The 15,180-nt window shown below is 39.0% G+C and carries 9 protein-coding genes; 2 read left to right on the top strand and 7 right to left on the bottom strand.

What is annotated here, in order from left to right; genetic code table 11:
- Positions 1–62: 62 nt before the first annotated feature.
- Positions 63–809, bottom strand: coding sequence for a beta-ketoacyl-ACP reductase (locus GTU69_RS15605; protein ID WP_086197570.1), 747 nt, complete (start codon positions 807–809; stop codon positions 63–65).
- Between the two features lie 424 nt (positions 810–1,233).
- On the opposite strand from GTU69_RS15605, the gene ppk1 reads away from it, so the two are divergent.
- Together ppk1 and GTU69_RS15595 are read left to right on the top strand one after the other, a co-directional pair.
- The gene (ppk1, locus tag GTU69_RS15600; protein WP_166171854.1) at positions 1,234–3,312 is read left to right on the top strand and encodes a polyphosphate kinase 1; all 2,079 of its coding nucleotides are present in this window, start codon (positions 1,234–1,236) and stop codon (positions 3,310–3,312) included.
- 117 nt (positions 3,313–3,429) lie between these two features.
- Entirely contained in the window at positions 3,430–3,657 is a 228-nt protein-coding gene (locus tag GTU69_RS15595) for a hypothetical protein (RefSeq protein WP_166171852.1), read from the top strand.
- 301 nt (positions 3,658–3,958) lie between these two features.
- On the opposite strand, the gene GTU69_RS15590 is transcribed toward GTU69_RS15595, so the two are convergent.
- From GTU69_RS15590 to GTU69_RS15565, 6 genes are all read right to left on the bottom strand, one after another.
- Positions 3,959–5,593: a SulP family inorganic anion transporter gene (locus tag GTU69_RS15590; RefSeq protein WP_166171850.1), complete on the bottom strand. Its 1,635-nt coding sequence runs from the start codon at positions 5,591–5,593 to the stop codon at positions 3,959–3,961.
- A 411-nt stretch (positions 5,594–6,004) separates the two neighbouring features.
- Positions 6,005–7,225 carry an integrase arm-type DNA-binding domain-containing protein gene (locus GTU69_RS15585; RefSeq protein WP_166171848.1) on the bottom strand — a complete coding sequence of 407 codons (1,221 nt, stop codon included), beginning with the start codon at positions 7,223–7,225 and terminating at the stop codon, positions 6,005–6,007.
- Between the two features lie 336 nt (positions 7,226–7,561).
- Positions 7,562–8,752, bottom strand: a complete 1,191-nt coding sequence (locus GTU69_RS15580; RefSeq protein WP_166171846.1) for an HlyD family type I secretion periplasmic adaptor subunit — start codon at positions 8,750–8,752, stop codon at positions 7,562–7,564.
- Positions 8,749–10,878, bottom strand: a complete 2,130-nt coding sequence (locus tag GTU69_RS15575) for a type I secretion system permease/ATPase (protein ID WP_166171844.1) — start codon at positions 10,876–10,878, stop codon at positions 8,749–8,751. The genes GTU69_RS15580 and GTU69_RS15575 overlap by 4 nt, the downstream gene beginning before the upstream one ends.
- Positions 10,875–12,407: a TolC family protein gene (locus GTU69_RS15570; RefSeq protein WP_166171842.1), complete on the bottom strand. Its 1,533-nt coding sequence runs from the start codon at positions 12,405–12,407 to the stop codon at positions 10,875–10,877. Before GTU69_RS15570 ends, GTU69_RS15575 begins: the two co-directional genes overlap by 4 nt.
- Positions 12,408–12,556: 149 nt before the next feature.
- On the bottom strand, positions 12,557–15,180 hold a 2,624-nt coding region (locus tag GTU69_RS15565), incomplete at its 5' end, for a VWA domain-containing protein (protein ID WP_346764492.1).

The raw sequence follows: 15,180 nt of genomic DNA, 5'->3' as shown, positions 1-15,180 counted from the left end.
GTACTTAAAATTTAGTTATTGTTAAAAAATAAATGAAAAAACTGGCTCAGTGAGCACAGGGCTTATTGCATGTATAAACCGCCATTGATCGATAAGGTTTCACCCGTAATATAGGTGCCATACTCACCGACCAAATACATGACAGCCGCTGCAATTTCTTCAGGCTGGGCAAGACGCTGCAAAGGAATCTGGTCTTCAATACTTTTTACGACCTCTTCCCGCATGGCAGTCACCATCGGTGTTGCCGTATAGCCCGGGGCTACAACATTCACGCAAACATTGGAACGTGCACCTTCCTGAGCCAGAGCCTTGGTAAAACCGATCATGCCCGCTTTTGCGGCTGAATAATTCGCTTGACCAAACTGTCCTTTCAGACCATTGACCGAACTAATATTGACAATGCGTCCCTGCTTTTGCTCCAGCATTTTATTAAAGACTGGATGGGTCACGGTAAATAGTGTCTTTAAATTGGTATCGATTACCTGTGACCACTGTTCAAAGGACATTTTCTTAAATGTTGCATCGCGTGTGATGCCGGCATTATTCACCAACACATCTACGCGACCTTCAGCCTGTATCGCATCCTGGATCGCGCTCGTCGCATCAGCATGATGGGTCAGATCGGTTAAGACAAAACGGACATCTTCCTGTTGGAATCCCTCACTTTTTAACCACTGCTTTTCACGGTCTTCCTCTCGAGGCACAACCGTTGCAATCACTTTATAATTTGCCTTTACCAGCTGACGACAAATCTCACTACCAATACCACCGAGTGCCCCTGTCACAAATGCGACTTTTCTTTCGGACATATCTTTACCTTTAGCAAATCGAAAAAATGGTTGAGTGAATCCACAAAGATTCTTTGGAATCTGGACTTAAATTAACCCTTTCTATGTTAAGGCTCGATTACAGGCGATCGATTTTTTATGAGCAAATGTAAATGGCTCTAGGTTTGAGTAACTGCAAAAAAGAAAAATTAAATAAATAATGCAAAAAAAATCACTAAAAAGTATAAATAACATACACTTAAATAATATATAAGGTATAATTTAACAAATCTGTAATGTAATGTCCGCAGACTGTTAAAGTTGAATAGAATTCAATTTTAGCCTTTTATTAATACAATAATTTTCTTATTTAATGTACTGAAAATCAGTTTGTCTCATTTAAGGGTTTTATGAATGTTTATTCAATTGATTTGAACCTTGTTATCTAATGATATAAGAGCCATAAATGACTGCTTTAAGTGTGCCTTCAAATTCTTCCATACATACATTAAAAACTTATATTAATCGGGACCTTTCCTTACTTGAATTTCATAAGCGAGTATTGGCACAGGCGAAAGATACTGAATATCCTTTACTTGAACGACTCAATTTTTTAATTATTTTTTCACGAAATCTAGATGAATTTTTTGAAATACGTGTCGCGAGTTTGATACAGCAATTTGAGCTGTCTAGCCATAATAAGACCCGTCCGGATAATTTATTCATCTCAGAAATACTGACGACGATTTCTAAGCTTGCACATGAGGCCGTTGAGGAACAGTATAAAATACTGAACTATAATATCCTGCCACAACTGCAAGGCAATGGAGTTAATTTTATTCAGCATGGTGATATCCTTCAAAAACATAAAGCATGGATTAAAGATTATTTTCATCATGAAGTTCAACCTGTTGTAACCCCCATCAGTCTAGACCCCGCACACCCTTTTCCTCGTTTAGCCAATAAAAGCTTAAACTTTATTGTCACTTTGGAAGGCAACGATGCCTTTGGACGAAAAATTGATTTAGCGATTGTTCCTGCCCCTCGATCATTGCCAAGATTAGTTAAATTACCCACGCATGTTTCTGGTGAGGCTGAGCACTACATTTTACTTTCCGCGATCATTCAGCAACATATTCATGAATTATTTCCAGGAGTGATCACCACGGGGTGTTATCAATTCCGGGTAACACGAAATGCTGACCTCACCGTATCAGAGGATGTAGAAGATTTAGCGATTGCTTTAAAAGGGGAACTCTCATCCCGGCGTTTTGGTCGCGCTGTCAGACTCGAAGTAAATAAAGCGTGTCCAGAGATGATTACTGATTATTTACTGGAACAATTTGATCTTGATCAAGATCAGCTCTATCTGGTGAATGGTCCTGTTAACCTGGCTCGTTTTATATCGAACTTTAATTTACCCGAGTTACGTTTCCCTCCCTATGTACAAAAATTACCAAAAGGGTTGTATAGCAAAAAATCGATATTTGAGGTATTAAAAACCGAAGATGTCTTATTACACCACCCTTTTCACTCTTTCGCTCCGGTCATTAAGTTGCTGAAAGAGGCAGCCCGTGATCCACATGTGTTAGCTATAAAACAAACACTTTATCGCAGTGGTGTAGATTCTGAAATTGTGCAAGTCCTTGCTGAAGCGGCACGGAACGGTAAGGAAGTCACTGCCGTGATTGAATTACGTGCACGCTTTGATGAAGAGTCAAATATCGAAGTTGCCAATCTATTACAAGAAGCTGGCGCAGTGGTCGTATATGGGATTGTTGGCTATAAGACTCACGCCAAAATGATTCTGATCGTGCGTCGTGAAATAGACAAAATTAAACGTTATGTTCATTTAGGTACAGGTAACTATCATGCGACCAATGCCAAAATCTATACCGATTATGGCTTACTCACCAGTGATGCTGATATTTGTGAAGATGTACATAAAATCTTTCAAGAATTAACTGGTATGGGAAAAACTATAAAGCTGGAAAAACTTTTTCACGCGCCATTTACCCTGCATTCACAATTACTTGAACTCATACAGCAGGAAATTAAAAACAGTAAAGCAGGAAAAAAAGCGCAGATCATTATTAAAGTCAATGCATTAACTGAACCGCAACTGATTCATGAACTTTATCAAGCATCACAAGCAGGTGTACAAATCGATTTAATTGTTCGTTCAATTTGTTGCTTACGACCACAAGTTGCAGGACTCTCTGACAATATTCGTGTACGTTCAATCGTCGGACGTTATTTGGAACATACTAGAGTGTATTATTTTTATAATGATGGTGACAGCAAACTGTATTGCGCCAGTGCGGATTGGATGGGACGTAATTTGTTTTCTCGCATCGAAACCTGTTTCCCGATCGAGAATAAAAAAATTCGCAAACAAATTCTTGAAGAAGGATTGAATAATTATCTCAAAGATAATCGGCGTGCATGGGAATTACACGCAGATGGAACCTGGATACAATGTCAGCCTGGTAGTGGACAACCAGTCTACATTGCCCAGCAACAATTAATGAATCAGATTTTTTAACGAAAATTTGCGAGTTATTGTATAAATGACAATCACTAGCAATGATTTAAATTCATTTTAACTAAATTGTAACAATCCAATCCTAAAGTAAAAATCAAGATGGAATGAGTCAACTACATGAGCGATATCAGTGTTAAAAAGATCAACAAATTAATTGAACAGTTTGAACAAGAAGGCAATCAAACACAAGCGCTTGAAATAGGCTATAAAACGTATGCCATACTTATGTCTGATCAGAAATTTGCGGATAAAGTGACCAAATCAGCAGAAAATGCCGAAGAGCGACTTTATAAAAAAATAAAAATCAAACTTATTCCAGAGAAACATCATTTTAAAATAAAGTAAGAAGTACAAAATTTTTAATAAACTTGTAAATTATTTTATGTCATTGCTCTTGATCAATTGTCCGATATAACCTGACAGATCCTATTAAAATAGTACACTGTCAGGATCAGCTTTGAGCAAGTACATATTTTAAATACTGCATGTGTGCTGACAGCAAAATGTTCTGCCCATAAAGTATCAGTGTATTGTTTTCCACCCAGCAAGATTCGCATTTTGCTGATTGTAACTGGACGATCAGGTAGAGGATGCTCTCAGTCGTTTTTTCCAGAGTTGTATCGTACGCGTGGTTTACGCCGTGCGCTTAAGTTGCTGTCGAACGATGATTTTCTATCTGGCTCACGGCATCATCGACACTTTGTGCATCATAACTCGAGCGGGGGAATAAAGGACTATTCACATACAATAAAGTTTCTGCGACTGAACGGCGTACGCGTGCCAACTTTAGCTTAATCCCCTCCTCTTGCAAATGCTCAGCCAACAATAACAATGCTTCAATACTGGTACTATCCAGGCTTGGGCATTCTTCAAGATTCAAAATCACATGCTGATAATTTTGCTCAGAAACCTTTTTTAGAATTGCATGACAGATTTTTTCTGCATTGGCAAAAAACAGGGGGTGATCAGGCCGTGCAATTAAAATAGCATCAGGTGCTACAGCTTCAGGAAAACGGTTGATATCAACAAAATCATGCCCGCCATTGAGACGTCCAAGCCAGGCAATTCGAGGAACAGAGTAGCTTTTCAATAACATTAAAATGCTCACCAGCACCGCAATCAGTAACCCATTGAGCACACCAAAAATAATCACTGCCCAAATTGCAATAATCGACAACAAGCGATCTTTATGCCAGATAAAATACTGTTTAAATGGGGCAAAACGAATATGTCCACTGACTGCATACATCACAATACCCGCCAAAACGGGTTCAGGAATATTGGCGATATACTGGCGAAAAAACAGTAAAAAAATCACCACGGCCAGCGCTGCTACCCAGGCTGATTTTTTGCTATTTGCCCCTGCAGATTCATTGGCTGAAGTCGCCGAATAACCTGCACCAACCGCCATTCCCTTAAACAGTCCTGAGCAGATATTGCTCATGCCCAATGCAATCAGGTCACGATTTGGCTGGATTGCATCATGGTATTTTAGGGCCGAGCTACGAATTGAAGTATAAGATTCTGCATAAATAATCAGTGCAACGGCCAGTGAAAGTTCTACCAGTTGCAACCAGCTATTCATACCCAACTGAGGCAAGTGAATACTCGGTAGAACCAACTCAAAATGCCCAACAGAACGGATTCCCCATGCGTGGGTATATCCCATCACATTGAAACTAATACCTAAAATAATCAGCAACAAGGCCACTGGAATAGTTTTATAGCGCTGGGTTAATTGCAAAGTGAAAAAGGTACAAAGTCCCATGATCAAAGCATGCCAGTTCCAGCTCGAATAGGCTTGTAGCATTTCCCACAACTGACGAAAAAAATTACTATGTTCAGGATGTACCTGTAATACTAAAGGAAGTTGCTTCAGCACAATGCTGAGTGCCAGGCCAAAAGAAAAACCCTTCAGTACAGGTTTTGCAATAAAATGTGTCACATCTCCAAGTTTAAATAACCCTGCGATCACCAGTAAAATTCCCGACAGAAATACCAGAGCATAGGCCAGACCTGCCCGTTCCGGCGAAGAAAACATGACTATGGTTGCCAGACCTGAACTCATGACTGCGGCAGAAGATGAGGTCGCAGAAACTATCGCAAAACGGCTATTCCCGATCAGACCATACAGCACTAAGCCCAGCACCAGTGCCACCAGACCACTTTGCGGTGGCAACCCGACCATATTGGAATAGGCGACCGCTTCAGGCAGCAGTAAACCTGCGACAGATAAACCTGCAATCACATCAAAAATAGGGAAATTTTTAGCAGCTGTCATAGACTAGTCAAATCTTGTATAGTCGGTGAGGGCATCTTCATGCTGCAGGTACACCGCACAAAGGTGGTGATCACCATCGGCGATAATTAATTGACGCCGTCCTAAATCACGTACCACATGAAAATTGTGTTCATCAATCATCCGACAGCATAACAAATCAGTCAAATAAAAGTCTGTAAAAAAAGCGGTTTTAATTAGAACTTGGCTATCTGATCAATATGAGATTCCTATCATAAATCAATAAAAGAAGAATGGGGACTGATCATATATCTGGCAGTTTAAAATACTTGATGAGTATTGTCGGTAACCGAGTAAAAAAGCGAATTTGAGATTTAATTTGATTAAATTTAACTGCCTCAATCTAGAAATTGCAGTTAAGTAAGAATAATTTATGGAAGAAGCCTATATAGATTAATCTTGTGCAACCTGATCCTTAACTAGGCTAGCGATATAATTCCCCCACCACTGCATCATTTCAATACGTTGTAAAAGATATTCAGCATGATTATAGCTTGCCCGTGTTTTATTTTTATCCGTATGTGATAGTTGCGCTTCAATCCAATTTGACTGAAATAATCCAGATTCATTTAATATAGTACTAAAAGTAGAACGTAAACCATGTGCAGATAGTTCATCCTTATCATAGCCCATTTTTCGAATGGTTATATTTAATGTATTAAAATGCAGAGGTCTATCTGGATAACGGGGGCTAGAAAATACATATTTTTCACCATGAGACCAAGCTAAAGCCGATTTTATCAGAGTCATTGCTTGGGCTGATAAAGGGACTAGGAAATCAGGAATATCATGGCCTAAAATGACTTTCCGTCGGAACTGTTTGATATGCAAAGCTGGTATTTTCCAAATTTTATTATCTAAATCAAAATGATGTGGTTCACAAAGTAGAAGCTCAGCCCCACGAACTCCAGTATAAAGTTTAAATAATAAGGCTTTTTTTATGATAGGGTCCGTATTAACTTGACTCAATCTGGTTATAAAATTAGGTAAATTTTCTGATTTTAAATAAGGATAATTTTTTTTGATTTTATTTTTTATTAATATTTTATTTAATCCATGAGCAATATTATATTCACAATAACCCATTGCCACAGCATAATCATAAATTTGGTTTAAATAACTGTAGGCTTTTTTAACAGGTTCCTTGACATGACGTGCTTCTATATTTTTAACGATAGTCACTAAATCATATCTTTTCACTTCATTAAATGGCATATTTCCTAAATCAGGATAAATCTCATGATTTAAAAATTTTTTTGCCAATTGAATAACACCACAACGAGGTTCATCTTTAAAAGAGTTTTTTATTTTGAACTCTAACCATTCTTCGCAAATGTCTTGAAATGTTTTTATATTTTTTTTATGTACTGTTTCATTTTTATAACCATTAAATTTATATTCATCCCGGGTAGTTCTGGCCTCTTTTAATGACATGAAAGGATATTCGCCCAACTTTACCCGCGGACGCTTATTGCTACCTGCTACTGAATAACGATAACTCCAAGATTTACGTCCATTCAATTCCACCTTCAAACTTAAACCATCGTCATCTGTAAGAAAATAAACTTTTTCCTTGGGCCTAGCCTGGCGTACCTTCGCTTCCGTAAGACTCATAAATTTAAACCGAACAACTAATGACACTGTAGATATTAATTATAGCAAATTTAAGCAATTTTTATGTGATGCGTATGATACGCATCACATAAAATTTTAAGATATTGTTTTATTTATTTATAAATTATAAAATTCGATTTTTAGTAACCATTATAGGTACCAATCTACTTTATGTTCCCACAACGCACTTTTTCACTTTTCATTATTAAACATATCTCATGGAGACCTGTCTAAAATTAAAATATGACTTCTCATGACATGATCTACCAGTCAAAACTTGACTAATTTATTTTTGACATACTCCCCACTTTCACTACGTTCAAGTGGGGGAGCATGTCAACGCTCTCTTAATGCTTCTTGCACTTTATTAAATGGCTTGATTAAATAATCTAAAACAGTTTTTTCACCCGTTTTAATATCTACCGTCGCAACCATTCCTGGTGTGATATTAAGCTGCTGCCCCTCTTTATTGATTAACTTGTCTGAATCCGTTCGAATATAAACACGATAGTAATACTGATCTTGCTTAACTTCATCTCTTAAAGTATCAGGGGAAATAATGGAAACTTTCCCTTTCAATCCCCCATAGATTGAATAATCATAAGCAGTAATCTTAACAAGTGCTTCTTGTCCTGGGTGAATAAAAGCAATGTCTCGTGGAGAAATACGGGCTTCAACCAAAAGCTTTTCATCAAGTGGAACAATTGTCATTAACTTACCATTCTGAGAAATCACTCCACCAATAGTCATCACATCAATTTCTTTGACAATCCCACGCACAGGGGACTTAAACAATGTTCGGCTCAAAGAATCTGACTTGCCTTTTACTACTTGAGACTGAGTTTCAATATCTGTATTTGCTTTTGCCAGTTCTTCCCGAGCTTTTACTGAATATTGGTTTCTCATATCACTCATCTGATTATGCAAATCTGTCGCCTGCCGTTTCAGTCTTAAAACCTCTACCTCACTTGCTGCGCCTTTTGCAACCAATGGTTCCGTCATTTTCAACTCTTGCTCAACCAGAATCAGTGCTTGTTTTAACCCTGCTAAGGATTCTTCTAAGTTAGATCGACGTGAATGGTACAGTGCTGTTTCTTCCTCTACTAAACCTCGTTCTTTTAATACTTCATTTGGAAACACCAAAGGCGTCCCGTTTACTTCTGCACGTAGTCGTGCTGCAGTTGCTTTAGAAGCAAGTAATAAAGATGCAGATTCACCCACATTTGATGCAAAACGAGTTGGATCAAGCTGAGCCAATATTTGACCTTTTTGAATAATTTCCCCTTCATGCACATAAAGCTTCGTTAAAATTCCACCTTCCAAAGACTGTATAGTCTGCTCCTTTGAAGATGGAATCACTTTACCTGTACCTGTTGAGACTTCTTCAAGTTTAAAAAGCCAAGCCCAGATCAGTAAAACGAGAAGACCTATACAAATAATCCAGATAAACAGACTGGTTTGTGGTAATGGTGGTTCAAATGCTTGAGGTTTTAGAGCATCTTTTTTTTCTGTAAGTTTTCTACTCATGATGCTGTGCTCACTGTTTTAGCATTTGAATTGTTTAAGACTTGATTTTTAGGACCATCCATTACAATTTTTCCGTCATGAACCACAATAATCCGATCCACCAACTCCAGTACAGCGCGGCGGTGTGTTGCAATCACCAACGTTTTTTGCCCCAACCAACCTTTCAGATTTTCAATAAGTTGTTTTTCAGAAACATCATCGATTGAAGCTGTAGGTTCATCCAACAATAGAATATTAGGCTGACGAAGTAGTAAACGTGCTAACAGCAAAGCTTGACGTTGACCACCAGAGAAACCGATTCCACCTTCCAAAATTTGATGGTCTAAGCCTTCTTTCTTCTCCAGTACAAAACTTAATGCTCCTGTGAGATTCAGCGCATTTAAAATCTCTTGATCGGTAGCCAATGGAGCGCCTAAGGTCAAGTTTTCCCGTACAGATCCGAAAAATAAATGCGCATTTTGATTAAGCAAGCCCATATCACGACGTACGTCCATAGGGTCAATCAATCGTAAATCAACCCCATCTAGTTTAACTTTTCCTTGTGTAGGCTCCTGCATTCCAGACAACAACTGTAGTAACGTTGATTTTCCCGCACCATTACGACCTAAAATTGCAATTTTCTCACCAGACTGAATTTCTAGTTTGGGAATAATCAATGTCGGTTTGGCATCATCATTGCCATATTTAAAGACCGTATCTTTCAGTTCATAATGTCCAGTTAACACAGGACGATGAATTAAATGTGCCTGTGGTGCTTGGTCTACAGGCTTTTTCATCAATTCATCCAAGCTTGTTTTGGCAACCTTGGCTTGTTGAAAACGCCCTAGAACACCCGAAATTTGTGCAATTGGCCCTAACATTCGTGATGATAAAATCGAGCAAGCAACGAGTGCACCTGTTGTCATTTCCCCTTTCATTACGGCAAAACACCCAACCAATACCACAATCGCAAAAGTTAAACCCTGAACTTTCTGTGTCCAAGCCCCAACAACTCCAACCAACTTACGCTGTCGCATAGAAATGTCCGCAGCAGCTTCATTCATGTGATTCCATTGATTCTGAAAGCGAGACTCTGCACGTAGTAACTTAATATCTTCTATGCCTTGAACAGCTTCCACCAGTATTGCATTACGAATAGCGCCTTCACGCATACCCTCAGATGCCAATTTAGCCAATGGTTTCTGAATCAAGATGCCTGGAACAATCATTAAAGGAACAACTAAAACCATTACCCAAAAAAGATTGCCACCGATGAGCCAGAAAATTGCCAAAAATAAAAAGAAAAAAGGGAGATCAGCAATGGCTGAAATTGTTGTAGAAGTAACTAATTCACGTACTCCCTCCAATTCACGTATTTGCGAAATAAACGTACCCGTTGATTTGGATCGCTCTTTATTTTTAATTCTTAAAGCATGACCAAATACTTTATCTGAAATTTTCAAATCGGCACGCTTGCCAATAATATCGGATAAATAAATACGTGCTACTCGTAGGCAAAACTCAAATATTGCAGCAATCAGCACTCCACTAGCCAATACCCACAAAGTAGGAACAGATTGGGCTGGAATGACTCGGTCATAAACATTCATCGAAAATAAAATTGTTGCCAATGCCAAAATATTTGCCATTAACGATGCAAACATTACATCTAGATAACGCTTCCAGTCCCTGAGTACAATTGACCAAAACCAGCTTTGCTCATACGGCTTAATATATTCATCAATACGAACATCCAAGATAGGCTTTTCAGGTCGTAAAATATAGATATTGGCTGCGTTTTGTTTTAATAGCTCTACACTGAGTACTTGTGCTAACCCCTGATCACCACTGAACTGAATATTGGCATTACCACTTATATCCAGTTTATCCAGCACCCCGACTTGACCGTCTTGCATCTCTATAAGTAGTGGTAAGCGCCAAGGATTCAAAACATCTTCATTAAACTCAATTTTCCGTATGCTCATCCCTATTTGAAGGCTCATCACAGTCAAAATATCATCAATTGACTGATTTGGATTCCAATCGAGTTGAAGGCGTAAGCGTTCTTCCGATGGCTCAATACGATAATGCTTTGCAATCGCTAAGACGGCTTGAAGCCATGGCTGATAATAAATAGTTTTGCTCATGGTTGAATTTCAAACCCTTGAATTGAAATATTATTTAATTGATATAAATCACGAGTACGCCCTGTGATCTTGATGTATTGAACTAAATTGGCGTAAATATCATATTTTGCAGTTTCTATTTCTTGCGCTGCACTGTGAATGGCTTGTTCTGAATTCAATAAATCAACCACAGATCGCGTACCTAATTTATATTGTTCTTGATACAGCTCTTTCGTTCGAGTTGTAGACAGTTGACGAGCAGTTAGAGTTTGAATCTGCTTTTGCTTGTTTTCTATTTCTTCACGAATCAATTGCACTTGATCCAATACATCAAGATAGACAGCATTTAATTCAGCTTTTGCAGCTTCTTCTGCATAACTTGCTGAACGCTGTTTAGAGCGAATAGCCCCACCTTGAAAAAAATTACTGGTGGCTTCGAGCATGATTGAATTGTAAAAACCATCATCTTTATTGTTATTTGGATTTGTGCCATTTAATGCCTGACTTAGGCTACCTTTTACATTAATTGTTGGGTAAGCACTTAATTTTGTTTGTTCTTTTTGGAATTTTGCAACTTGTATTGCCGCCTGAGCTGCCATCATTTCAGGAACCAAATTAAATTGTGTTTGTTCATAAAGACCCGCATTTTTTACAATGGTTTCAGGTATTTTAATTTGCTGGTTGGAAACATCACGCCCCAACAAATTACGTAACTTTTGTTGATATTGCTTTAGTTGATTTTCTTGCACAATTTTATTAGATTCTGCCGCTTCCAAGTCTGATTGAGCTTGTACTGGATCTGCTTGGCTACTGATTCCCGCATTTGCACGTAGATTCGCAATTTCCGCAATACGAGCTATTCCTTTAATTTGCTGATCGGCAATCCGTACAATCTCTTTATATCGCTTAATATTTACAATCGCATTTGCCGTCTGATAGGCAATATCATCTATATTGACCAAAGCATTTGCTTGTTCTTGTAAAAGTTTCGCTTTTTCAATATCCACTGAACTTTTAATTTTTCCAAAATCATAGAGCATTTGTGTTGCCGAAAGCGTATAAAGCTGTCGACCTCGTTCACCCGTAGTTAAATCGGCTGTGGTGATTCCCCCTGAAACCTGTGGAAAATATTCAGCCTTTGCTGCATCAATATTTGCTCCCTGCCCTGCTATCATCGCAATACTTTGAGTAATCTCTGGACGATGGCGTAGCGCCTGATGCACAACTTCCACAAAACTTAATTCTTGGTTTCCCCCTAACCAAGTTTCATTTGAAGCAATTGTCTTTGTTTGTTGATTGACCTGATTTTTAGATGATGTCACTAGAGGAAGTTCTTCAAGCATTGATGTGCTTGCAAGGTCGAATTCACTCAGCTTTCCAATGTTTACTTTGTAAAGAGAATCATTATTCGATTCTTTACCAAGTATTTGGTGTATTTCATCTTTTTTATGACTTAAATAATCATAAAAAGTGTCTGCTTTTACTGGCGTGACTAGAACGAAGAATGGAACTACTAAAATCCAGCCTAATCTCGGTTTAATGGGAGTCATTTTTAAACATCTAAATTGAATCAATTACTTATAAATTGAAAAGTTGATCTCATATTTACAATTACTATTCATCTTTATTGTTGAATTAAACAAAAAATAAAGATTAAAAAACGGTTATAGATCCAAAGATCTATAACCGTTTTGTTTAGTTAGCCAATGAGAAGCTGATTATTATCAATTAAATCCTGCAAGCTTAAACCTGCTTGATTTTCAACGATTAATAAATCAGACATAGTATGAGTTGCAGCACTACCATCACGATCTACCTGAATAACCGCATTACCATTTCCGTCAGCTACGATAGTAATATAGTCACCTATATTGCTTTTATCTGCCAATAGACCATCAAAGAAATCCGCAGAAAATTCAATTTTATCGTTAGCTTCGTAATCAACCCATGTGTCTGTGCCATTTCCACCTTTTGCATCCGCAGCATTGAGAACATCATACATAATGGTGTCATCACCTCGTCCAGTTGAGATAATGTCATTGCCTGAACCACCATAAATAATGTCATTTCCAGCACCAGCAATAATAATGTCATCGCCTGAACCACCATAAATGGTGTCATTACCACCTTTTGTTGCTGGATCAGTAGCATCAGCAGCAATAAAGTCTCGATAATTAGCTTTTACAAAATCATAGATTTGTTGCTGTGTTGGTTCTGCTCCACCTGTTTCTGTCGCTTTTAAATGTGCAATTAGTTTCGAATAACCTGAATACTGTGGATATTGCAGAGGATCTAAGCCTGTAATCCAGTCTGTGTTCATAGCATCGCCAAACAGAACATCATCTCCTGCACCGCCTTTGATGGTATCAGCTCCCACATCTGCTGGAATGAAGTTCTCAGATCCACCAATCAGGTAAGCAATCAATTTATCAGCTTCTGTAAATTTCTGTGCTGTACCATGATTGCTTACACCATTCCAAGTACCAGAGATCTTATTACCATTCACATCGGTATTATCGTAACGTTCAACATTTGCAATGTTTACTGCATTACTCACACCAACAGCAAAAACTTTACTTTGCGCAGCTAATGGCTGGAATTTAGTATCCATGCTAGCCAGACTCTCGTTTGGATCTCCATCTGTTAAATAATAAGTCTGATTTTCATAACCATTCTGCTTAGATGTAAACCATGTATTTGCATTAGTAAATGCGTCACCAGGGTATGTACCACCGCCAGCTACTAAACCATCAATCTGAGCAAAAATAGTAGCCTTATTAGACTGATTTACTTCAAACTCAGTATATCCAATGGTATTACCACTACCACTGAACGTTGTGAGTCGGAAAATAATCGTCCCATCGTGTTGAAGCATCTGCTCCACAAATGCTTTTAAACCAGCTTTAGCAATATCTAATCGGCTCAATGCAGGAGGGACAGCAGTACTCTCATCGTACAAATTGCGTCCCATACTTCCTGAAACATCCAGAATAATTGAGATGTTATAGTTATTGCCTGCTATAAAGTTAGTTTTTAATCCTCCAATATCTCCTGTAAGCAAATCATCACCTGATGTACCAGTAACGGAATTGTCTCCATTTGTGATACCTGTTGATGTGTCTCCCTTAATTACAGGATCAACTGCTTCACTATCTTGGGCATTTACATTATTGCGATTATTATCTGTTGAGTTGGCTACAACCCAGACTGTTGATCCATCTGTTCCTGTTGCAATCCCATCTGCAGGAATGATTTGATATTGATAATTACCACTTGAATCTGTCTGAACAGTACGCTCAATTTCAATTTCTTCACCATTTTCATCAAAACCTATGATAGTCAGTACAACATTAGTACCAGGGGCAACATCAGTGGTGGTCCCTGTAATTAAACCTGACTCAACAATATCCACCGTGATTGCACCCGCAACCAAGTCTAGACCTGTGTCTTCTGGGGTGCTCGAATCGTTATCGTTGTCACCTTGTGCGGCAATGCTGTCTGTCGCTGGTGGAACGGCTTGGCCATTACGGTCAGTGGTCGTTGCCACAACTGTCACACCTGAACCATCAGCAATACCGTCTGCTGCTGTTAAGGCACTGTTGTAGTGGCCTGAAGCATCTGTCTGTACGGTCTTGGTCACAGTCACTGGATTGCCGTTGGCATCTTTACCAGTAATCGTCAGTACAACATTAGTACCTGGGGCAACGTCTGTTGTTGTTCCTGTAATTAAACCTGACTCAACAATATCCACCGTGATTGCACCCGCAACCAAGTCTAAACCTGTGTCTTCTGGGGTGCTCGAATCGTTATCGTTGTCACCTTGTGCGGCAATGCTGTCTGTCGCTGGTGGAACGGCTTGACCATTACGGTCGGTGGTGTTCGCAACAACGCTCACACCTGAACCATCAGCAATACCGTCTGCTGCTGTTAAGGCACTGTTGTAGTGGCCTGAAGCATCTGTCTGTACGGTCTTGGTCACAGTCACTGGATTGCCGTTGGCATCTTTACCAGTAATCGTCAGTACAACATTAGTACCTGGGGCAACGTCTGTTGTTGTTCCTGTAATTAAACCTGACTCAACAATATCCACCGTGATTGCACCCGCAACCAAGTCTAAACCTGTGTCTTCTGGGGTGCTCGAATCGTTATCGTTGTCACCTTGTGCGGCAATGCTGTCTGTCGCTGGTGGAACGGCTTGGCCATTACGGTCAGTGGTCGTTGCCACAACTGTCACACCTGAACCATCAGCAATACCGTCTGCTGCTGTTAAGGCACTGTTGTAGTGGCCTGAAGCATCTGTCTGTACGGTCTTGGTCACAGTCA

Origin of the sequence: Acinetobacter sp. SA01, from assembly GCF_011319235.1 — a bacterium.
Classification (GTDB): domain Bacteria; phylum Pseudomonadota; class Gammaproteobacteria; order Pseudomonadales; family Moraxellaceae; genus Acinetobacter.
Note: the sequence above shows the minus strand (reverse complement) of the source record. Positions and strands in the feature narration are given on the sequence as shown.